Source organism: Pseudomonas sp. W2Jun17 (assembly GCF_023127795.1).
Classification (GTDB): Bacteria; Pseudomonadota; Gammaproteobacteria; order Pseudomonadales; family Pseudomonadaceae; genus Aquipseudomonas; species Aquipseudomonas synxantha_A.
In genome coordinates this window covers 426,793-448,651 of sequence record NZ_SPKO01000025.1, presented here as the reverse complement: position 1 = coordinate 448,651, position 21,859 = coordinate 426,793, and the positions used below count along the sequence as shown (strand labels likewise).

Below are 21,859 nucleotides of genomic sequence, written 5' to 3'. Positions count from 1 at the left end.
CTAGTGCTGCTTGGCAAGACACTCGTGCAATGCATCTTGCCAATGGGGCTGGCTGACGTGCCATTGCTGTTGCAGACGCGAGCAATCCAGGCGCGAGTTCAGCGGGCGCTTGGCGGGGGTGGGGTAGGCACTGGAAGGGATCGGCTCCAGTTCGGCGCAGGCTTTGCCTTCGATCCGCAATTGCTCGCCAATGGCTTGGGCAAAGCCGAACCACGAGGTCTCACCTTGTGCGGTGAGGTGGTAAACCCCCCAGTCCCCGGCCTTGCCAGCCTGCCACTGCTGAATCAGCGCGCGGGTGCTGCTGGCGATGGTCCCGGCCCAGGTCGGCGCACCGATCTGGTCGGCGACGATGCGCATCTGCGGTTTTTCCTGCAGCAGGCGCTGCATGGTCAGCAGGAAATTCTTGCCATGGCTCGAATACACCCAACTGGTGCGCAAGATCAGGTGTTCGCCACCCACGGCAGCAATCGCCTGTTCACCCGCCAGTTTGCTCTGACCATAGACACCCAAAGGGTTGGGTGTGTCGCTTTCGATGTAAGGGGCAGGTTTGCTGCCATCGAACACGTAGTCGGTCGAGTAATGAATCAGCGGGATGCCCAGTGCCTTGGCTTCCTCGGCGAGGATGCCGGGGGCGATGGCGTTGATCGCAAAGGCTGCGTCCGGTTCGCTCTCGGCCAGATCCACGGCCGTGTGAGCTGCCGCGTTGATGATCAGGCCAGGGCGGTGGGCGCGTACCTGTTGGCGGATGAGGTCAGCGTCGGCCAGGTCAAGCTGGTCGCGGCCCAGGATGACGAGTTCGCCAAGACCCTGGAGCCGCTGTTGCAGCTCCAAGGAGACTTGGCCGTGTTGGCCGGTGATTAATATTTTCATGGGAACAGGTCGGCTTCCATCAGCAGTTTTCCGACCTGGTCTTTGGCAGACAATTGCGGCGGCTCGACCAGCTCCCAGTCGATAGCCAGCGTTGGGTCATTCCAGAGAATGCTGCGCTCGGCGCTTGGCTGGTAGTAATCGGTGGTTTTGTACAGGAACTCTGCGTGGTCGCTCAACACCACGAAACCATGCGCAAAACCTTCCGGCACCCACAATTGACGATGGTTCTGTGCCGACAGGCGTACACCTACCCAGTGTCCGAAGTTTGGGGAGCTGCGACGGATGTCGACGGCTACATCCAGCACTTCGCCGTGAGTGACACGCACCAGCTTGCCTTGAGTGTGCTCAAGCTGATAGTGCAAGCCCCGCAGTACGCCTTTTTGCGAGCGCGAGTGGTTATCCTGCACAAAATCACGCTTGAGCCCGGTAGCTGCTTCAAAAGCGCGGGCGTTGAAGCTTTCGTAGAAGAAACCGCGCTCGTCACCGAATACCTTTGGCTCAAGGATCAGCACGCCGGGTAGTGTGGTTTCAACTACGTTCACTGGGTCTCTCCGGCGAGGGAATACAGGTACTGGCCATAGCCGGTCTTGCCGAAGTATTTGGCGCGTTCCAGCAGATAGTCGCGGTCGATCCAGCCGTTTTCGTAGGCGATCTCTTCCAGGCAAGCCACTTTCAAGCCCTGGCGGTGCTCGATGGTCTGCACGTAAGTCGAGGCCTCCAGCAGGCTGTCATGGGTGCCGGTGTCGAGCCAGGCAAAGCCGCGACCGAAGCGTTCTACATGCAGGTCGCCGCGCTGAAGATAGGCGTTGTTGACGTCGGTGATTTCCAACTCGCCGCGCGGCGAAGGCTTGACGGCCTTGGCGATCTTGATCACGTCGTTATCGTAGAAATACAGGCCGGTGACGGCATAGGGTGACTTGGGCTTCGCCGGTTTTTCTTCGATGGACAGGGCGCGGCCCTCTTTATCGAAATCAATCACACCGAAGCGCTCCGGGTCTTTTACCCAGTAGCCGAATACCGTAGCGCCCGATGAACGCTCGGCTGCAGTGCGTAATTGATCACTAAAATGTTGGCCGTGGAAGATGTTGTCCCCCAGAATCAGGCACACGGCGTCATCACCGATGAACTCTTCGCCAATGATAAATGCTTGAGCCAACCCGTCTGGAGACGGCTGTTCGGCATAGGTGAAATGCACGCCAAACTGGCTGCCATCTCCCAGCAGGTTTCGGTACTGTGGCAAGTCTACCGGCGTGGAGATCACCAGGATGTCCTTGATCCCGGCAAGCATCAGCACGGATATCGGGTAGTAGATCATGGGTTTGTCGTACACCGGCAACAGCTGTTTGGACACTCCCAGAGTAATGGGGTGCAAGCGGGTGCCGGAGCCGCCAGCCAATACGATGCCCTTCATCATGCGATTAGATCCTTCAAGTCGGTGTTGCCCAATCGTTCGCCCTGATAACTACCGTCCTGGACCCTGCGGCACCATTCCAGGTTATCGAGGTACCACTGCACGGTTTTGCGCAGTCCTGTCTCAAAGGTTTCTTCCGGGACCCAGCCCAGTTCGCGTTCGATCTTGCTGGCGTCGATGGCGTAGCGCTGGTCGTGGCCAGGGCGATCCTTGACGAAGGTGATCAGGTCAGTGAATTTTGCCACGCCGGCAGGGCGCTGCGGCGCCAGCTCTTCCAGCAGGCCGCAAATGCCACGTACCACGTCGATGTTCTTCTGCTCGTTATGACCACCGATGTTGTAGGTCTCGCCCACCACCCCAGTGGTGACCACTTTGAGCAGTGCACGGGCATGATCCTCGACGAACAGCCAGTCACGTACCTGCAAACCGTCGCCGTAGACAGGCAGTGGCTTGCCCGCCAAGGCGTTGAGAATAACCAGCGGGATCAATTTTTCGGGGAAGTGGAATGGCCCGTAGTTGTTCGAGCAATTGGTCAGCAGTATCGGCAGGCCGTATGTACGCTGCCAGGCGCGTACCAGGTGGTCGGATGCCGCCTTGCTCGCGGAGTAGGGAGAGCTGGGCGCGTAAGGCGTGGTTTCGGTGAAGAGGTCGTCTACGCCGTGCAGGTCGCCATACACTTCGTCAGTGGAAATGTGGTGGAAGCGGAACGCGCTTTTGGCCGGTTCTGCCAGCTTCTGCCAGTAAGCCCGTGTGGCTTCCAGCAGGCTGTAGGTGCCAACGATGTTGGTCTGGATAAAATCCGACGGACCGTCAATGGAGCGGTCAACGTGGGACTCGGCCGCCAAGTGCATGATCGCATCAGGTTCAAAGCGTGCGAGTACGGCGCTGACGGCGGCCTGGTCGATGATATCGGCCTGGACAAACTCATAGCGGCTGTTGGACGCGATGCTGGTCAGCGATTCAAGGTTGCCGGCATAGGTGAGCTTGTCCAGATTGAGCACTTCATGTTCGGTATCTTGAATCAAATAGCGGATCAGGGCTGAGCCGATAAAGCCAGCGCCGCCAGTAACGAGAATGCGCATATCGGAGGGCCCTTTCCTTAGATGGACATTAAGCGAATGAAGCATAGCTTGAGTTGTGTGGGCCGGGTGGTGCAAGTCCGGCGTTTACTGGGGGTTGCCTTGTGACCCGGAACAATGGCGATATAGACGTCTGAAAAAACAAAGGTCGTCACAATGTCGTTAGCCACATTGACCCACCGCGCCAGTTTACCTTGCCCACAAGTAAGCCCCGACCAGGCGGCAAGCCTGCTCGAGCGGCATTATGGGATGAGCGGTGTGCTGCAAGCGTTGGGCAGTCAACAAGACCTCAACTACAAGATTGACAACGCCCAGGGCCGTTTTGTTCTCAAAATCTGCCGCGGTGACTACGCCGCCGTTGAACTCGAGGCCCAACACGCGGCCCTCAATAGTCTGCAAGCACATGACCATCTGCGCGTGCCCAAGGTGATTCAAGCGTTGGATGGTAATGAGCTGCTGACGGTAGACGTGGACGGGCACACCCTGCACCTGCGGCTACTGGAGTACATCGACGGCCAGCCCCTCACGCATTTACCGCACCTGGGCCGCGATGTGATCGCAGGCTTCGGTGAGCTGTGCGCACAGATGAGCCTCGCGCTGCAAGGTTTCGAGCATCCGGGCCTTGCGCGCACCCTGCAATGGGATCCGCGCCATGCGCAGGCGTTGATCAATCATCTGCTGGCAACCTTGCCTGACCTGCCGCAACGCGCCGTATTGGAGCACGTAGCCACGCAGGTCGAGGCGTATGTCCAACCGTTGGCACCACGCCTGCCGTGGCAAGCGGTACATCTGGACATCACCGATGACAATGTGGTGTGCCAGCGTGATGCCCAGCGGCGCTGGCGTATCCACGGCGTGATTGATTTCGGCGATCTGGTGCACACCTGGCGGATTGCTGACCTGTCGGTAACCTGCGCGTCCCTGTTGCACCACGCCCACGGTGACCCGTTTGCGATTCTGCCGGCAATCCAGGCCTGTCACGCGGTGATGCCGTTACAGCGCGAAGAGTTGGAGGTGTTGTGGCCGCTGATCGTCGCACGCGCGGCGGTGCTGGTGCTCAGCAGTGAACAGCAGCAACGCCTGGACCCGGATAACACGTATTTAAAGAAAAACGCTGAGCACGAGTGGGAAATTTTCCATGTTGCGACGGCGGTGCCGTTTGCGCTGATGCAAGCGGCGATTCTCACTGGCGTTGGCGAGACGTTGCCACCGGTTGCCAGCCATGACTTTGCACCCTTGTTGCCCGGCCTGGTGGGCCGCGAGTTCGCGCTGATCGACCTGGGCGTACTCAGCCCGCATTGGGAGGCCGGTAATTGGGAAACCCCGGGAATAGATCGGCGGTTGCTGGCTGAAGCAGCGGCAGTACATGGGCTGGCGGCCAGCCGGTATGGGCAATACCGCTTGTCGCGTACCTGTGCCGACAGCGCGGTAGAGCCGCAGACCTTCCCCCTCCATGTCGAACTGCACCTGCCCCACGGCAGCGTGCTGCAAGCCCCCTTTGCAGGCACGCTGCGTGAAGGCGCCGATGGCTTGCTGTGCTTGCACGACCCTAGGCTGAGCCTGCGTGTGTGGGGCTTAAAAACGTCACTCACGCCTGGAGCGTTGGTGGTGAAAGGGCAAGTAATGGGGGAGGTTCACGCGCCGTTGACTGTGCAGTTATGCAGCGCCGACCTTGAACCGCCACTGTTCTGCACGCCCTCCCGAGCCTCGGCCTGGCAGGCGTTGTGCCCGTCACCGGCGGCGCTGTTGGGGCTGGCCTGCGATGCCGAGCCGGAACTGGACCCGCAGGCTCTGCTGGCCCGGCGTGATGCCAGCTTCGCCCGCTCCCAGAAGCATTACTACGTGGACCCGCCACGTATCGAGCGGGGCTGGCGCAACCACCTGATCGACATGCAGGGCCGATCCTACCTGGACATGCTCAACAACGTAGCCGTGCTGGGCCATGGTCACCCGCGCATGGCCGCGGTGGCAGCGCGGCAGTGGTCGCTGCTCAACACCAACTCGCGGTTTCACTATGCTGCGATTGCCGAGTTTTCCGAACGGTTGCTGGCGCTGGCGCCCAAGGGCATGGACCGCGTGTTCCTGGTCAACAGCGGCACCGAAGCCAATGACCTGGCGATTCGCCTGGCCTGGGCCTACAGCGGTGGGCGCGACATGCTCAGCGTGCTGGAGGCGTACCACGGTTGGTCAGTGGCGGCAGACGCCGTGTCCACATCAATTGCCGATAACCCCCAGGCATTGAGCAGCCGCCCGGACTGGGTGCACCCGGTGACAGCACCCAATACCTACCGCGGCGAATTCCGCGGGCCGGACAGCGCACCGGACTACGTGCGAAGCGTGGAACACAACCTGGCGAAAATTGCCGCAAGCCAGCGCCAATTGGCCGGATTTATCTGTGAGCCGGTATACGGCAATGCCGGGGGCATCTCTCTACCGCCGGGTTATTTACAGCAGGTGTATGGCTTGGTCCGTGCCCAGGGGGGCGTGTGCATCGCCGATGAGGTGCAGGTAGGTTACGGCCGCATGGGCCACTTCTTCTGGGGCTTTGAAGAGCAGGGTGTGGTGCCCGACATCATCACCATGGCCAAAGGCATGGGCAACGGCCAGCCTTTGGGGGCGGTGATCACCCGTCGAGAAATTGCCGAGGCGCTGGAGGCCGAAGGGTATTTCTTCTCGTCATCGGGGGGCAGCCCGGTCAGTTGTCAAATCGGCATGGCGGTGCTGGACGTGATGGAAGAAGAGAAACTCTGGGAAAACGCCCAGGTGGTTGGCGGGCATTTCAAGGCTCGGCTGCAAGCGCTGATCGACCGCCATCCGCTGGTCGGAGCGGTACACGGTTCGGGCTTCTATCTGGGCCTGGAACTGGTGCGTGACCGACACACCCTGGAACCAGCGACGCAAGAGACGGCGCTGTTATGTGATCGTCTTCGGGAATTAGGGATTTTCATGCAGCCTACCGGCGACTACCTGAATATTCTCAAGATCAAACCGCCGATGGTGACCACCCGGCAAAGCGTGGACTTCTTTGTCGACATGTTGTCGAAAGTACTGGATGAGCAGCTGTGATAGATCGATTGTTATCGGCTATTTTGTGTAATATTCGGGATCTATAATCGTTAAGCGCTTCCAAAGCCGATTTTTATCCATATCAAGTCGGTCGTCACCCCATTCGGAGTTTTGAACGCCATGACCACCCTGCACAGTACACCTCGCGCCGATGGCTTCCATATGCCTGCCGAATGGGCGCCACAGACCCAAACCTGGATGATCTGGCCCGTGCGCCCCGACAACTGGCGTCTGGGCGGCAAGCCTGCGCAGGCCGCCCACGTGGCTGTGGCCAAGGCCATCGCCCGCTTTGAGCCCGTGACCGTTGCGGTTTCCGCCGGCCAGTACGAGAACGCCCGTGCGCGCCTGGATGTACCCAATATTCGCTTGGTGGAAATGTCTTCCGACGATGCCTGGGTCCGCGATACGGGCCCCACGTTCGTGATCAACGACAACGGCGAGGTGCGGGGCGTGAATTGGGATTTCAATGCCTGGGGTGGTTTTGACGGCGGCCTGTATGCACCGTGGAACCGTGACTCCCAGGTAGGCGGCAAGATCCTCGAGATCGAGCGCGCGCCGCGCTATCGCACCCAAGGCTTCGTGCTTGAAGGGGGTTCGATCCATGTGGATGGCGAAGGCACCCTGATCACCACCGAAGAGTGCCTGTTGAACCGTAATCGCAACCCGCACCTGGATCGTGCGGCCATTGAAGCTGTACTGGCTGATCACCTCGCGGTGGATAAGATCATCTGGTTGCCGGATGGCCTGTTCAACGACGAAACCGATGGCCATGTGGATAACTTCTGCTGCTATGTGCGCCCAGGCGAAGTGTTGCTGGCCTGGACCGATGACCCGCAAGATCCGAACTACTCGCGCTGCCACGCAGCCATGGATGTGCTGCAAAACAGCACCGACGCCAAGGGGCGTGCGTTCATCGTGCATAAAATGCCGATCCCGGGACCGCTGTATGCCACCGAGGAAGAATGCGCCGGTGTCGACCCGGTGGACGGCAGCCAGGAACGTAACCCAAGCGTGCGGTTGGCCGGGTCCTACGTCAACTTCCTGATCGTCAACGGCGGCATCATCGCGCCGAGTTTCGATGACCCGCTGGACCACCAGGCCAAACAAATCCTGCAGAGCCTGTTCCCGCAGCACGAAGTGGTGATGGTGCCGGGCCGCGAACTGTTACTGGGGGGAGGCAATATTCATTGCCTGACCCAACAGCAGCCCGCACCGCACAGAAATTGAGTGCAGTTGTAACGGTGCTTTGAGGGCGCGTGTGCGCTGCGCAACCGCGGGCTTTTTTGTATCTGAATGCCAAGGCGGACGGCACATTGGCATAGCTCTTGTATCGCTGTCGGCACAGTGAATCTGTGCGATGACTGCGCAGTTCTGTCACAAACCTTGAGTAAGTTAGCCGCTCACGCAGCAGGAGAGAGCGCTGAAATGAATGCCGATATCGACCTGATGAACACGCGCACGTTTCACCCCTTGCGAGTCAACGGCGATGCGATCCATGCGTTGGCGCTGTGGTTGAAGGCAAACCGCTCGCGCCAGGTCAGGCAGGTGCCTGACTTGCGCAGGGTGATGAGAGAACGCTACCCGGTGGGGTTGTTCACGGAGGATGAAGTGCAGGCGTTATGCGAGTTGATGAGTAAGTGAAGGCACACTGCAGTCAGTGTGCCAGATGAAATATTAGAAACTGTAGGTACCGGTGACCACCAGGCTACGCGGCTCCCCTGGTTGAATCTGCGCCGCACTGGTCGCCGAGGCGTAGTAATTTTTGTCGGCAATATTGTTCAGCGCCGCTCTCACGTCCCACTCTTTCTGACGGAACCCGGCCAGTGCGTCCCAGCGCCCGTATCCCGGCAGTACCACGGTGTTGAGGCTGTCGGCGTAGCGATCACCCACCAGGGTCAAACCGGTTTCGGCGTACCAGCCCATTTCCGGTTTCCAGGTGATGAACACGCTGGCATTGCGCTTGGCCACGTCGCTGATACGTTTGCCTTCAAAGCCGTTGTTGTCCTTCTCCACCTTGGCGTCCTGCAGGCCTACACCACCGCGTACGTACCAGTTGTCGATGATCTTGCCGGTAGCCGTCAGCTCCACGCCGCGTGAGCGTTGCTCGCCGGTGAGCAGGGTAATGGTGCGGTCCAGCGGGTCGCTGGTGCGGCGGTTGTAGAGTTCCAGCTCGTACACGGCGAGCGTGGTGCTCAGGCGGTCGTCGAACCAGTCGCTCTTCACGCCGATTTCCTTCTGCTTGGTCAGCTCCGGGCTAAGGTCGTTGACGTTCCCGGCGGCGTTCGGCGTGATACCGATCAGGCCGCCGCCCGCTGGCGAGAAGGTCTTGCTCCACGAGGCATAGAACGAATGATGCTCCAGCGGCGTCCACACCAGGCCGACGCGCGGGCTGGTGCTGTGGCTCTTCACGTTCTCCTGGGTGTTGAGCACCTTGCTGGTGGTGTCCACTTCAAAGCGGTCGTAACGCAGCCCGCCCAAAAGTTGCCACTGGTCGTTCAGGCGCAGTTGATCCTGCACGTACAGCGCGCTGCTTTCGACTTCTGTGTGGTTGTAACTCGACAGTCGCATGCTCCCTGTGTGGCTCAGGCGGCGATTGGGTTGGTTGAGGTCCAGGCTGGGGACCGTCTTGGCATCCCGAGCCGAGTACAGCTTCGGATCGCGGCGCTGGCTGCCCAGCTCGATACCGGTGAGCAGGCGATGCTCCAGGCCAAATGTGTCGAAACCACCCTCCAGCTCAAGGTTGTTGAAAACATTGCGGGTGGTCAGGTCTTGCTGCCAGTGTTGGCGGCTGACGCTGTTGGTTTTCGCGTCGTAGCCGGTCTGGTAGGTGTTGTCGAAATCGCTGTCGAGCTTGAACACACCGAGGGTGTGGCGCAGTTGCCAGTTGGCGTTGAGCTCGTAGGCGAGCTTGGAGCGCAGTGACTGGGATTTATCGTCGATGTAGTCGCCGTGATCGAAATAAGTGGTGCTGCGGCTCACATCCGCCGGGCGCCCGTTGACTCCGGGAATGCCACGGTCCGGCGTGCGGTTGTAGCGGCTGTATTCGTATTGCACCAGCCAGTTCAGGTCGGGCGTGAGCTGCCAGCTCATCGACGGCGCAAACAACTGGCGGTTGCCGCTGACGCCATCGCGAAAGCTGTTGTTGTCCTGGTTGCCCATGTTCAGACGCAGGCTGATGGTGTCGCTCGGGTCAGCGCTCAGGTCGGCATACAGGCTGCGCAAATCGTTGCTGCCACCTTGGGCTTCGATACTCGACTTATGGCCCGGCGTGGGCAATTTGCTTACGCGGTTGACGATACCGCCCTGGCCACCTCGCCCGTACAGCACGGCGGCCGGGCCCTTGAGCACTTCGATACGCTCGATGTTGTGCAGGTCGCGCACGTACTGGCTGTCGTCGCGAATGCCGTCCAGATAGAAGTCATTGCTGGCGTCGAAACCGCGTATGCGCAGGCTGTCGAAGCGTGTGTCGGCGCCGCTGCTGACGTTGGGAATACCGCTTAACGCCTGGCCCAGGTCGTTGGTGCCGTAGGACCGCAGATTGTCGGTTTTTACCGAGTCGATCGCCTGGGGCACATAGCGTACGGAGGTCGCGGTGCGCGTGGCGGTGTTGGTCTCTTTGACCCGTGGGTCGTCTTCATCCGCTTCGGCATTGATCGAGGTCTCGGGCAATACCGTAGTCGCGCAGGCAAAACCGGCAGACAGCAGCATGGAGAGCCCAAGGGCGATGGGCGTCAGGCAAGGGGTGGGCATGGGGGTGTATCCAACAAGTTGGGCAGGAAATTTGCGCGAATGGTAATGCTTTGCATTTGCGCGTGTTATCTATTCCCTGTCGTGTCGCTGGCAGATTTGTTACTTGATGTGTTTTTTATCGGTGCCGTAGGTCATTCAATCGTTTTCAGCGTAGTGCTTTAGCTCGCCCCTTAGACGAATATCGCCTAAATACAGACGATTCACGAAATTGACACATAGTTCAACGCCCGCATAGGATTGCGCCCAACGCCTGTGGCTCACCGCCATGACTTACTCCAATAAAAAAAGGCCCGCGGCAGTTCAGTCGTCCGCGGGCTTTCTTTTTGCGGCAAAGGTCGACACCAGAAATAGCAACATGGAGCCTGGTGTCACAGCGCGTACTCAACCCGTAATAAGGAATATAAGAATATGTTGAAGCAACGGATGAGTCTGATCGCTCTGGGGATTTTGAGCGCATCGACAGCAATGGCAAACGACCAGGAGCAATCCAAGGGGTTTGTTGAAGATAGCCACCTGAACATCGCCGCACGTAACGCCTACATCAGCCGTGACTACAAAAACGGCAAGCAGGACAAAGCTGAATGGGGCCAAGGCTTCATCGGCAAGTTCGAGTCCGGCTTCACCCAAGGCACCGTGGGTGTGGGTGTGGACGTGATTGGCCAATACGCTATCCGCCTGGACGGTGGTAAAGGCCGCAGCGGCGCTGGCGGTATCGACTTCTTCAAGCAAGGTGACAGCGGTGAAGCCGCCAACGACCTGGCCAAAGGCGGCGCGGCCGTGAAGGCGCGTATCTCCAACACCGTGATCAAATACGGTCAGCAAATGCCGGCCGTACCGGTCCTGCAGTACGATAACTCGCGCTTGCTCTCGGAAACCTATGAGGGCACCTCGATTGTTTCCAAAGAGATCGCCGGCCTGCAACTGGACGCCGGTCACTTCACCAAGGAAGCTCGCAAGAGCGCCGAGGGCAGCGACAGCGGCCGCTTGAAGAGCATCAACTACATCGGCGGTAGCTACAAATTCACCGAAAGCCTGTCGGCTGCCCTGTATGCCTCCGACATGCAAGACGTGCTGAAAAAGCAATACGTCAACGTCAACTACGTGCTGGCCCTGCCAGAGAAGCAATCGCTGACGTTTGACTTCAACGGCTACAAAACCAAGCTTGATCGCAGTTTCGCCCTGGAAAACCAAGGTGATGCGGACGCGCGCGACAACAAGATCTGGAGCCTGGGCGCGACCTGGGCCGTTGGTGCGCACAGCTTCACCCTCGCTCACCAGCGCAGCACCGGCGACACTGGCTACCTGTACGGCGGCTACCGCAACGCTGGCGGCATCGGCGACGGCGGCAATACCATCTTGCTGGCCAACTCCTACTGGTCTGACTTCAACGGCAAGGACGAGCGTTCCTGGCAAGCAGGTTACGGCATCGATTTCGCCACCTTCGGCGTACCGGGCCTGACCTACAACATTGCCTACGTGCGTGGCACCAACATCGACGACGGCACAGGCCGTGGCGATGGCACCGAGCGTGAAATCTGGAACCAGTTCAAGTACGTCGTACAGAGCGGCCCAGCCAAAGACCTGAGCCTGCGTGCTCGCGCCTCGTGGCTGCGCGTTTCCAACAACGCCAGCAACTACAACGTAGGCGGTAACGAAATCCGTCTGTTCGCCGACTACCCGATCAACGTTTTCTAATTGATCGAGCGTCGTGCCTGATGCCAGGCAATAAAAAACCCCGACTGGTTCGGGGTTTTTTTATGCCAGGTGCGAATGTTGCCGCCTAGGCCTTGGCCGGTGCGAGCTTCTTGCAGTTTTCCTTGCGTGTCGGGTACTGCTCGCACTTGCGCAACACCGTTTGCACCTGCTGCACATTCTGCAGTTGCTGGTTGGCCAACAGCTTTTCGGTGATGAACAGCTCCTCCGAGCCCAGATTGCGTTCAGCCTTGTCGATCATCGCCAGGGCCGATTGCCCATCACCCCGCTTGAGGTGGTAGCTGATCATCAAGTCATAGGTGGAGGGGCCGGCCAGGGACCAGTCCTTGATCGCCTGCAACTCTTTCACCGCTTCGCTGTTTTTGCCCTGGGCCAGGCGCACGGTATAGGCCGTGCGCCGAATGCTCGGCTGGTCCTTGACCGGTGATGCCAGGGCCTTGCGGATAAACCCTTCAGCATCCGGCACTTTGTTTTTCTCCAGGGCATCGATGGCGAAGTACGCGTCTTTATAACCCTGTAAGGCCTTCGCCACTTGCGGCGTAGTCTTCATCTTCGACCAGCTTTGTGGGTTGACCCGAGCGCGGCGTTCCTGGCGATATTCGCGTTGCAAGTACTGGCGCAGCTCGGTGTCACGGTCCATCGCCGACATGTGCGAGCGGTTGAAGTATTGCGTGGTTGCGGTGATGCCGGTGGTCAAGCCGTCCTTGACCAGCACGTCCAGCTCTTTGGTGAACTGGTTGAGATTGAACTGCTGCAGCGAATCCTGCATGGCATTCTTGCGCGCCGTGAGGAAGCCCGTGAGCAAGGGTTTCTGCTTGCCTTGAAAGTCATTGAGGCGCTCCAGGCTATGGGTGGCGGCACGCGGGGCGTAACCGGCGCGGATCATCAAGTCGGTGCCCAGCAGGTCGGCCTGGTCTTCCTGGCTGCGGCCCCAGGCGGTGCTCCATACCTGATCGGAAAAGGTATTGGCCAGTGCGGTGTACAGCACGGTGTTACCGATGGTCTTTTGCGTGCCGGCCGGGTCTTTACTGAACAGCTTCATCGTCCCGGAGCTGCGGTCGACGCCCGTATCGGCAGCCATGGTGGCCAAGGCGACCGTGGAGGCGACGGTGGTGAACATGTCTTTCTGCTGCTGGAAGGCAGCCATGCGGTCATGGTGATGCAGCAACACGTGGCTCATTTCATGGCCAAGCATCGCCGCGATTTCGTCTTCGCTGGCGACGTTGTCCAGCATACCCAGCGGCACGAACAGGTTGCCGTAAGGGTCTGCCGACGGCCCGAACCCATAGCTGTCGGTGATCTTCACCTGCAGCGGCGGCAACTCCCCCGGCCAGCCCTTGGACAAGCGCGTGACAATGCCCTGCAAGTAGGCTTGCAGCATCGGGATATCCACCAGGTTCTGCTGACGCGCTTCGGCAGCCGGCACCGCCCGCCCGTCGTAGCTCAGGCGCTGTTGGCTCTGGCGCTGTGGGTCGAGCTTGTAGTACTGGCGTACGTCAGTGTTGTCCACGTAGTGGCCCTGAACCCGGGATTGGGTCGAAGGCCCCACCAGGTTCTGGAACGCCTGGTCCGCGCCCTTCAAGGTGGCGCAACCGCTGAGCACCGAACTGGCCAATAGGCTGGCCGCAACTAGATATCCCTTCACCGCACCGCTCCTTTTATTGATTGCAACCGGCACCAAAACCAATGGTGGAGTTATTGCGGCTGTCTTTGGCCTGGCTTTTGGTCAGGCCCTGGCAGGGCAGGTCGACGACGTTCAGCGGCGGCTCGATGCGCAGGTCCATGGTGTCCAGCCAGACCTTCTGGCCCGCCAGCTCGACTTGCACCAGGTCCAGCGCCTGGTTGTACTGCAACACCGGTACGGGCTGGGTGGGCGCATCCTTTTTCGCCAACTCACGTTGTTGCTTGCCTTGCTCGTCCAGTACGGTCACTGGGTCGGCCAGGAACGCTTTGATACTGTGAGTTTCCGCCCAGGCACCCTGGGTGAAGAGGGCGGTGAGCAAAACGATGAGACTTCTGTTCATCCTTGAATTCCTTGAGTCAAATGACAAAACGGCACACTCAGCGGTCGCGGTCGAAGAAGGCTTCGATCCGCTCGCTGAACAACACCAACGACAGCAATACAATGCCCAGCACGTTGACCGGAGTGATGTCATTGAGGCTCAGCAACACACTGACCGCCGCCAACATCGACATCACCAACAGCCACGATGGGCACGGCGAGGTAAAAAACCAGATTTCCTGGCGCCGCCAGCGGCTCCAGGTGCGATGGCCCGCCAGGCGCCGTGCGTGCAGCGCTTTGAGCACGGCAATCAACGCCAGCAGCCCGAGCTCGAGCAGGTCCAGCCAATTGAAGGGCAAGCGGGGAAAGTCGGCCGGTTCATGGTCGTAGTCCATGCCAGAATTGATCAGGTTATCCAGGGCCATGGCGTGCAAGTACACGCCGGGGAGTTGGCCATGTACCGGCGACTCAACCAGATCCCCCGTGGACGCGATATTGGCGCCCACCAGCACCAGGCGGTCGCGCAGCAACTCTGCGATCAGTGCCTGATCGTCGGGGTCGCTGACCTCCAGGTCACTGGCCGACAACGTCAGCGTATAAGGGCACCGTGCCTGGGCCGAGTCATCGAGCTTCCAGAACACGGCCTGAAAGAACTGCGCCACCCCATCCAGCAAAAAATGCCGCGCGGGCGCGCAGTGGCTGATATCGGCAATCCGCGCCTGTTCCGCCGCCAGCTTCAGCCCCCATTGCACAGCAATGGGCTGGCGCTGCGCAGCGGTTTGCGCATCCACCGGCGGCTGTTTGCAATGTTGCGTGGCACAAAACTCGCGGTACAGCGCCATCGCTGGGGTTTCCAAAAGCCCTGCCTGTGTGTGCATGGCCAGCGGGTACTTGTCGTCCACCCCTTCCCACACCACCAGGGCTGGGCGGCTGACCTGCATAAAAGGCGCCAGCGTGTTGGCCTGGCCCGCCTCCGCACGCGTCAACCCGGTATTGGCCAACCACAGCGGGATGCCCTGGCGTTGATAACGCTCAAACACATTCGCCAGCAACTGACTGCCCCGCGCCGGGTCGCCCAACGAGTGGTCATGGCTGTAGAGCAAATCCACAAACACCGCCCCAGGCTTGTACGCCAGCAAACGCTTGAACAATTTGCTCTGCTCGCCATAGGGCATGGGCCATGAGCTGTCATTGCGCATCAGGTAGGCATCATCAATCAACACCACCGCCACCCGCTGCTGCCCAAGGCTCGGGTAGTGGCTGGCGAACATACGATTGAGCCACTGCGCCGACGCCTTGTCGCTGGAACTGGCCAGGCCGAAAGGATCAAGAATCGCCAGCAACACGATGATGACCGCCAGCCAATAGCGGCGGTATTTGAACAGCGGGGGGTTGGACAACATCCATGTCTCGATAAAAGCGCAAGCAAGGCGGGGTTTTTAAAGGAGTGGTGAGGGGGTGTCAATCGAATAAGTGGCTAAGTGCCATATTGCCTTTGGCTCGTCTTTCGCAAAAAGCCCCGACCTATTCAGGCCAGGGCTTTCCTCTGTGGGAGCCGGGCTTGCCCGCGATGACGTCAGCCCGCGAACCACACGACTTCTTTATTGCTCAACATTCCCTGGCGACTCCAACACCTTCACCACATCATCAATCACCGCCTTGCTCATCTCCTGCAAATAATGTGACGCCCAGGCATAACGGTCCGTGTCCTGCGTCATCGCCGCATCTTCCGCGAGCAGCTTGGCGAGGTGGAGCAAGTCGGAAACGTGATGCAAGGCTTCATGCAGGGAAACACCGCTGTTGACGCGGAACAGAGGTTGGTCGGAGTGAAAGGAAAAGGGGGTGACGCCGAGGGTGGTTAACGCAGATGGATTTGGAGCGGTCATTGGTATAACTCCCGTATCTAGTGAGAGCTACCACGTTCGTCGTTTGAACGAATGCGTGGCGCTAAGGCGCCTGCATCAAGTCGGGTTCTCAGGCCCGGTCGCTGAATTGGCAGCGACGGGGAGGAGGGTAGCGTGGTGGGACGTGGGGAGCAATCGGGAAACTAGATCGATTAGGCGTCTGCTGGGTTAAGAGCAGGGATCGACTGACCAATTATTGGTTTTATGGGAGCGGCATAATTATTGGCTCTCCATAATTTTGTATAAAAGCTCGGTTGCTAGCGAAAGGCACTGGCTGAGGTGAGAAGGCGCTCGAGAGCATGCCACGCAGATCGTCGGTGGATTGGATGGCACACGAGGCTCCCGGATTGCAGTGTGTGGACAAAAAGAGGACGCGCGGAAACTACAAGGCCCTCACATTTCTGCGAGGGCTTCGTTTTGTATGGTGCGGAACCAGGAGTCGTACTGGATCTTAATTCTATGATTATTAACAAAATTTCAGATAGTCGCTCTGCTTTCTACCTCTAGAACTACCCCAAAGCGCCCCCTCCAAAATGGCAAGCGAATTTGCATCTTAACCGGGAGCATTTTTGCAAGTGGTTGCTTGTATACGGCTGGAGTTGTATCGCAAGTAAACGCAACTATACGGAGAAAGCAAGAGAATTGGCCAACTTATATCTCCCGCACATATTGCGTTGGAAATTCAGAAATGGCACCTTTGGTGCTCGCTAGGGAAGGTACTCCAACGGAGGCGGGCATGGCTAATACTTATAATATTTACAAAGTAAAACCCCATAAGCTGGAACAACTCAAAGAAAAGCTCCGGGCAGTAGGTCTGGCTGAGCAGAAAACTCATGTTGCACAAGCTTACTCGAAAACATTTTACTATTCTGAAGTTAATCCGGGGAACGACGTTTGGTGGTGGGATACGTATCGAACCTTCTTTAAAGATGGTTTGCCAGCGCCTAAAAATATTTTCAATTTTGGAATGTTGCTTTGTCAACATACAGCCCAGCCTGAAACGATCTATGCGGTCAGTTTGGGGAAGTCGCATTTTTATCTCTCTAAGTTTATTCAGCTTGATTTTGGCATTGAGTTGGCTATCCGCATGGCGGACGAAAACTCAATTCTCCTGAAGAAAAGCCGCTATTTTACGGGTACTAAAAGACAGGATGTTTCGTCGTACCAACAATTTCAGATTGATAGCTACGAGCCGGGCGAATCAGTTGATCATCTCAAGCTAAAAGCAGCAGACAAAGATGTCTGGGGGAAACGTAATATTATATTTGCAGACTCCATCCAAATGGACATGGATAAGGCACCACTCGAGTTGTCAGAAATCTTCGAGCAAATCGAAAGAAGCTACCAGGACGACAAAATTATCCACTTGCCTAAATTAGAGGCTGTGACAGATGAGTTGGGCGCTGAACTGGATGCTGTTGCGTTTGAGAGCTTGAAGCGTGGGGAGGGAGACGTTGCCATTCAAGAATTCCAAGTGCACGGAGTTGCAATATGCTTTAGTTTTCATGACTACGATTATCGAATTTCAGCAAGAACTACAGATGACATTTATCGCAAGGATTTAGGGAATACGCTTGATATTGTTAATGTCTCGGAGTTCATTCGGGATCATGCAGGGATTACAAATATTGATGAGCTCTCCGTTCAGTTTAAGAATGAGGATTCTGGGGCTTTTACCAAGCCACTTAAAGAACTGCTGGATTTCCCGATATCCTTCGATGGTGCAGATTACTTTCTGAAAAGTGGGGAGTGGTTTGTTTTCAATCAGACTTTTATGGATTATCTAAAGCGTTCCTTGGAAAGTATTGATGTAGTTATTGAGGAGGATTTAGTAGAAGCGGATTTTCAGATTTGGAAAGCCGAGAAAGAGCGAAAAATTGCCGCCAATGAGCCGGTCGATGATAAGCTTACTTACCGAGAAGCATATTTTAACCAGAAAATATGTAATGAGCGTGGATTTGTATTGCTTGATCGACAGTTGACTCTAATTCAGTCGCTAAAGAAAAAGAAAAATCAATACCGGGTCGAGATTGCTGACATATTCAAGTCAGGTGAGATTATTTCCGTGAAAATTTCTGAGACAAAGTCTGAGCTCATTTATAATATTGAGCAATCCAAGGACTCTGTAGAGTTGATAAAAAGAAAAACAATAAAATTCGATAAGTCCATCAAAACAGCTTCCTTGTGGTTTGTGTTTGAGGGGGACATAAGGGAGATTACAGATTACAACTCCATTCAGTTCCTTCTGGCTGTGGAATCATGGCACAAGCTTGTTAAAGGATTCGGATTGAAGCCAAAGATATACATATCCAAACACGTAATCTAAATATGCGGTTAGTGTGGGTATCAATTCAGGTGCCCGCTAAGTGATTGAATACCCATGATCGTTCTAAACGACGGATGAGCAGCCGTACTGTCAAAAAGTAATAATACTTCGTCGCCTTACTGCTCCGGGTCAGGCGATGATCTAAGAACCATGCGACATGTTTTCTCTGCCAAGCCCACGGCGTCTTTCGCCGCCAACGCTCTGCAATTTCCATTTGAATAAGCTTCGCTTGACGCAAATGGCGTTGCCGTGTTGCATACGACCCCGTCAGCACGGCACCCAAGAACAGTTCCATATCGAAGGGCTTACTCATGTCTGCCCCCCGATGTAGGCTGCAACCACATCAATCGTGCAGTCCATTCCTTGGGCTGCGGCACCATCATCTGCATCGCTGTTGCTGGTGACTTCGGTGTTTGTCACGCCGATTGTCACGAGGGGGAATGCCGCAAAGCCTTGTACGAGTTGGGCTGCAGCAGCGGTAGGAGCGCCCGTCTCTTTCCGGGAGAAAGAGACGGGCGCAGGTTGGCGCAAGGAAATGGCTAAGCAGATAGGTTGCTGCTAGGCAGCTATGAAAGGGGGAAGTTGCCGCAGTGGGCACACTGGTAAAAGTAGGCATCCATCACATCGCTGTGACCGTACTAGCCGCCGGACGCTAATCGCACTTTGGGAGAACCACCACGGTGTGGCGTAGCCTTAAAGGTTCTGGCTACCTGGTGCCGTCAGCGGCAGCGCTTTGCCCTCTCTTTTCTACGCCTGTCTGATCACTCAACCCCGCAGTTTCAGCTCCCTCACCCGTTTGATCACAAACTGTTCAAACAGAGGGTGCGCAGTCACCACATCGTACATTTCATATTTTGTGAATGCCCGGATAACGGCTCCGCAGATTTCTGCCTCATCGAGCGCTTTGTTTTTGCCGTAAGCAGCAGCAAGAATGCCGTTCATGTTTTGCAAATAACCCTGCATGCCAGTGTCATTCAGGATTTGGTTGAAGACTTCCCGCCACGGCCTTTTGTCTACTTCGCGTATGTCGCGGCCGATGAAGGTCCAGCTCATGTAAAACTGGCCGTCTATTTCAAAGCTCTCGAAACGACAGTCTGTCTGAAAGGTTTCGCTGCTGACTTCGGCGTTTGGTTCTGGAGGGTACGGCGCCGTTTGGGATCTTCGCGTGTTGAGAACTCTGGATGCGCTGTCCACTTGTACGCAAATCACAGGCTGCGGGAGCGGGCGTAATATCTTATTGAATGTTGCTTCTTTGGATGCCCCAGCCTGGGTAAGGACCGAGCGGAAATAGTGCTCCACACTGGATGCGGCTTTGAATGCTTCACGCAACCAGTCAGATGGCATCAACAGCTCTGCGGCGAAGCGATTGGCTTCGGTCTCCATTTGGCTGTAGGCAGCATCCACTTCCCGGTTCTCCAGGTGGGAGACGATTGTGCCGGTGTGCCATGGGATAACTACGTGCCCGATTTCATGGGCCAGCGTAAATTTTCGACGGGTTGCAGGTGCGTTTGAGTTGATCAGGATGCGGGGCTTGGTAGCAGCACCAATACCAATGGTGATTCCGTCCACGCCGAACGGCAGTTCAAGGTATTCAAGCTCCCCATAGGCAGAGGCTAGCTGTTCTAGATCGTAAGGCGGTGTCAGCTTGCGGATGGCCAGGACGCGACTGGCCATTTTTTCTTCTGGGGTCACTAGATCTTGCCCACGCTGCGTAGCCAGGCTTCGACTTTGGTCGCTTCAGCGACCGATCGCGCGCGCGCAGCAATCGCAAATTTGTCTTGATCGAGTTGGTCCTTAAGAGAGGTGCCGTACTTGTGGGCAGTCAATACAAAAGGTAAGACAGACGGGGTGGTTGACCACAGTTGGTACTCTTCCCAGTTCATGCCCAGGTATTCATGCAATTGCATGTCGGCGCCTTGACGACCCTCGTGCCAGTCCTCGACGAACTGGTCGATCTCTTCTTCCAGCACATCGCCTTTAAGGCAAAGCTCTACAAAATTCATATGAACCTCTCAGTTCGGTTTGATCCTTCGTCCGCGGACGGCAGGTTTCAACGCAAGCCCGGTTTCAGGGCAGACCGAACCCAGGTGAAAGCCACGTCGGTCGAAGACTTCAAACTCGCCATGAAGCGAATCCCATGAGTAGTATCGTTGCTCTACGGCATCAAAGTAATACTTACGGCCACCCTCTCCATACGCGACTCTGAAACCGCTGACAATAGAAGGATCAGGCCTCGGTTTGCCGCCCATCCAAGGTTCCCTTAATCCTGAAAACTGGTCTCGGCGTTTTCGCCAAGGAGGGGCCGGACTATACCGTAGCTGGATTGGCATGGGCGGCAGGCTGGAGCGCGGATTCGTTTCAAGAAATCGCGAACTTCATGTGAGGGAGATCTGGGATCTCCAGAACGAAAAAACCCGCCAGAAGGCGGGTTTTTCGGGGGTTCCAGAGATTTTGAAAGCCTTCTCTGGAACCTTGTATGGTGCCGGCACCAGGAGTCGAACCCGGGACCTACTGATTACAAGTCAGGCCTGTTAGTCAGTAACGATCTAGGCTGGATAGATTCTTTTGTACGCGAAGCCTGAGCTGCACCGCACGTTTTGCTTGGGTCTACTGATTCAATGTACGCGCCGATGACGTGCTTTTTCGTTGTGAAATTAGGCGCGGTTGTGGATAACTTCACGAAATTCGCGCATATCTACGGTCATCCTGCTCCGGTTTTTGGATTTAGACGGAAGAATTCGTTGTGGTACTATCGCTCGCCGCAGCGCTAGGGTGAATGATGCAGCCTAATCATGCACATGCCTTTTACAGCTGCTATATATAGTGCTAAAGCTCTTTACAAGATCCTTTGAGGTTCCATGGCAGCCAATATCAAGCCGCACGGCGGAAAGCACGCGATCAGTAACGTCTTGTTTCTGTTCGAGTTTTCAGCGCCATTGCCTCCGCATGCTTTCGCCAGCTTGCTCGAGGGCACACAGCTCCACGACCAATTGGTGGAGAAGCTACCTCGGGTGTCTAAGCAGCAGCAGATGATGTTGAACATCCCTCAAGGCCAAGGGATTGAACAGTTTATCGGAACACCATTCTCTCACCCCTTTGCTGGAGCCTTTGGACCTGCTGGGCCCATCTCAGGGATTGCCTTCGACAGGGTTAAGCCAAACGGCGAGCCTGCGCTTTCAGTCAATATTCAGACGAATGCATTGATCATCGCTTGCGGCGAATATGTACGATGGGCTGAATTGTGGGCAGAGGTTGAGAAATATCTTTCAATCCTTACCCCCTGGATGGGAGAAATTGAGTTTTCTGCACTGTCTTTGCAGTATACGGACGCCTTCAAGGTGACCTTTCCCAGAGGTGAGGCGCAGCCCCTCACAGAGCTTTTTAGACCGGGGACCAAGTTTTTGCCGCCTACCTTCACATCACTGACAGATGCTTTTCATTCTCATCATGGATTTTTCAGCCGGCCTGAATTCGGCCTTGGTGGAAAACTGCTGACCAACGTGAACGTGAATGTTACCGAAACCGCCTCCGTGTTCGACGTTCAGATTACGACCGTCCACAAGTATCAGCTCTTTGAAATGTTCAACCCGGTCGTTGGTGGTTTGTTGAACGATCAGATGAATGATGTATTCCAATTCCTGCATAACCAGAATAAATTGGTGGTGGGGGATATGCTGACGGATGAGGTTAAAGCTATGATCTCATTCAACACAGTCCATCCCAACTAAGGAGAGTTGC

Annotated in this window: 19 protein-coding genes; 6 read left to right on the top strand and 13 right to left on the bottom strand. The window is 56.7% G+C overall.

Going from position 1 to position 21,859, the window contains the following annotated elements; translation table 11 throughout:
- From rfbD to rfbB, 4 genes are read right to left on the bottom strand one after another with little or no spacing between them, the layout of a single operon-like run.
- On the bottom strand, window positions 1–870 hold the full coding sequence (gene rfbD / locus E4O98_RS15700) for a dTDP-4-dehydrorhamnose reductase (protein ID WP_148853126.1): 870 nt from the start codon (window positions 868–870) through the stop codon (window positions 1–3).
- Window positions 867–1,412, bottom strand: a complete 546-nt coding sequence (gene rfbC, locus E4O98_RS15695) for a dTDP-4-dehydrorhamnose 3,5-epimerase (RefSeq protein WP_032878390.1) — start codon at window positions 1,410–1,412, stop codon at window positions 867–869. The genes rfbD and rfbC overlap by 4 nt, the downstream gene beginning before the upstream one ends.
- Complete coding sequence (rfbA, locus tag E4O98_RS15690) at window positions 1,409–2,284, bottom strand: glucose-1-phosphate thymidylyltransferase RfbA (RefSeq protein WP_005783860.1); 876 nt, start codon at window positions 2,282–2,284, stop codon at window positions 1,409–1,411. The genes rfbC and rfbA overlap by 4 nt, the downstream gene beginning before the upstream one ends.
- Window positions 2,281–3,363, bottom strand: coding sequence for a dTDP-glucose 4,6-dehydratase (gene rfbB / locus E4O98_RS15685; protein ID WP_078820047.1), 1,083 nt, complete (start codon window positions 3,361–3,363; stop codon window positions 2,281–2,283). The genes rfbA and rfbB overlap by 4 nt, the downstream gene beginning before the upstream one ends.
- 153 nt (window positions 3,364–3,516) lie before the next feature.
- Between rfbB and E4O98_RS15680 the strand changes: the two genes are divergently transcribed.
- The 3 genes from E4O98_RS15680 (at window position 3,517) to E4O98_RS15670 (ending at window position 8,067) form a co-directional block, all read left to right on the top strand.
- Complete coding sequence (locus E4O98_RS15680) at window positions 3,517–6,426, top strand: aminotransferase (RefSeq protein ID WP_248135695.1); 2,910 nt, start codon at window positions 3,517–3,519, stop codon at window positions 6,424–6,426.
- Window positions 6,427–6,546: 120 nt separating this feature from the next.
- Window positions 6,547–7,653 (top strand): agmatine deiminase, encoded by a 1,107-nt coding sequence (aguA, locus tag E4O98_RS15675; RefSeq protein ID WP_248135694.1) that lies wholly within the window; start codon window positions 6,547–6,549, stop codon window positions 7,651–7,653.
- A 198-nt stretch (window positions 7,654–7,851) separates the two neighbouring features.
- Window positions 7,852–8,067 carry a hypothetical protein gene (locus E4O98_RS15670; RefSeq protein ID WP_248135693.1) on the top strand — a complete coding sequence of 72 codons (216 nt, stop codon included), beginning with the start codon at window positions 7,852–7,854 and terminating at the stop codon, window positions 8,065–8,067.
- 33 nt (window positions 8,068–8,100) lie between these two features.
- Here the strand turns inward: E4O98_RS15670 and E4O98_RS15665 are convergent, their stop codons facing one another.
- Window positions 8,101–10,176 (bottom strand): TonB-dependent siderophore receptor, encoded by a 2,076-nt coding sequence (locus E4O98_RS15665; RefSeq protein WP_248135692.1) that lies wholly within the window; start codon window positions 10,174–10,176, stop codon window positions 8,101–8,103.
- Between the two features lie 408 nt (window positions 10,177–10,584).
- Between E4O98_RS15665 and E4O98_RS15660 the strand changes: the two genes are divergently transcribed.
- Window positions 10,585–11,871, top strand: coding sequence for an OprD family porin (locus E4O98_RS15660; protein ID WP_032878384.1), 1,287 nt, complete (start codon window positions 10,585–10,587; stop codon window positions 11,869–11,871).
- 85 nt (window positions 11,872–11,956) lie between these two features.
- Here the strand turns inward: E4O98_RS15660 and E4O98_RS15655 are convergent, their stop codons facing one another.
- From E4O98_RS15655 to E4O98_RS15640, 4 genes are all read right to left on the bottom strand, one after another.
- Window positions 11,957–13,534: a M48 family metallopeptidase gene (locus tag E4O98_RS15655; RefSeq protein WP_248135691.1), complete on the bottom strand. Its 1,578-nt coding sequence runs from the start codon at window positions 13,532–13,534 to the stop codon at window positions 11,957–11,959.
- A gap of 13 nt (window positions 13,535–13,547) precedes the next feature.
- Window positions 13,548–13,913 (bottom strand): hypothetical protein, encoded by a 366-nt coding sequence (locus E4O98_RS15650; RefSeq protein WP_032878382.1) that lies wholly within the window; start codon window positions 13,911–13,913, stop codon window positions 13,548–13,550.
- A gap of 37 nt (window positions 13,914–13,950) precedes the next feature.
- On the bottom strand, window positions 13,951–15,294 hold the full coding sequence (locus E4O98_RS15645; protein WP_248135690.1) for a CHASE2 domain-containing protein: 1,344 nt from the start codon (window positions 15,292–15,294) through the stop codon (window positions 13,951–13,953).
- A 198-nt stretch (window positions 15,295–15,492) separates the two neighbouring features.
- Window positions 15,493–15,777: a DUF3077 domain-containing protein gene (locus tag E4O98_RS15640; RefSeq protein WP_103733968.1), complete on the bottom strand. Its 285-nt coding sequence runs from the start codon at window positions 15,775–15,777 to the stop codon at window positions 15,493–15,495.
- Between the two features lie 754 nt (window positions 15,778–16,531).
- On the opposite strand from E4O98_RS15640, the gene E4O98_RS15635 reads away from it, so the two are divergent.
- Window positions 16,532–18,121 (top strand): DUF6119 family protein, encoded by a 1,590-nt coding sequence (locus tag E4O98_RS15635; protein WP_248135689.1) that lies wholly within the window; start codon window positions 16,532–16,534, stop codon window positions 18,119–18,121.
- A gap of 25 nt (window positions 18,122–18,146) precedes the next feature.
- Here E4O98_RS15635 and E4O98_RS15630 read toward each other — a convergent pair whose 3' ends face one another.
- The 4 genes from E4O98_RS15630 to E4O98_RS15615 all read right to left on the bottom strand — a co-directional run bounded on the left by E4O98_RS15630 (window position 18,147) and on the right by E4O98_RS15615 (window position 20,370).
- Entirely contained in the window at window positions 18,147–18,434 is a 288-nt protein-coding gene (locus E4O98_RS15630) for a hypothetical protein (RefSeq protein WP_248135688.1), read from the bottom strand.
- A gap of 452 nt (window positions 18,435–18,886) precedes the next feature.
- On the bottom strand, window positions 18,887–19,795 hold the full coding sequence (locus tag E4O98_RS15625; RefSeq protein ID WP_248135687.1) for an ImmA/IrrE family metallo-endopeptidase: 909 nt from the start codon (window positions 19,793–19,795) through the stop codon (window positions 18,887–18,889).
- Between the two features lie 17 nt (window positions 19,796–19,812).
- The gene (locus tag E4O98_RS15620) at window positions 19,813–20,124 is read right to left on the bottom strand and encodes a hypothetical protein (protein WP_248135686.1); all 312 of its coding nucleotides are present in this window, start codon (window positions 20,122–20,124) and stop codon (window positions 19,813–19,815) included.
- Window positions 20,125–20,133: 9 nt separating this feature from the next.
- Window positions 20,134–20,370: a colicin E3/pyocin S6 family cytotoxin gene (locus E4O98_RS15615; RefSeq protein WP_248135685.1), complete on the bottom strand. Its 237-nt coding sequence runs from the start codon at window positions 20,368–20,370 to the stop codon at window positions 20,134–20,136.
- Window positions 20,371–20,979: 609 nt separating this feature from the next.
- On the opposite strand from E4O98_RS15615, the gene E4O98_RS15610 reads away from it, so the two are divergent.
- Window positions 20,980–21,849, top strand: a complete 870-nt coding sequence (locus tag E4O98_RS15610; RefSeq protein WP_169918820.1) for a TIGR04255 family protein — start codon at window positions 20,980–20,982, stop codon at window positions 21,847–21,849.
- Window positions 21,850–21,859 lie beyond the last annotated feature (10 nt).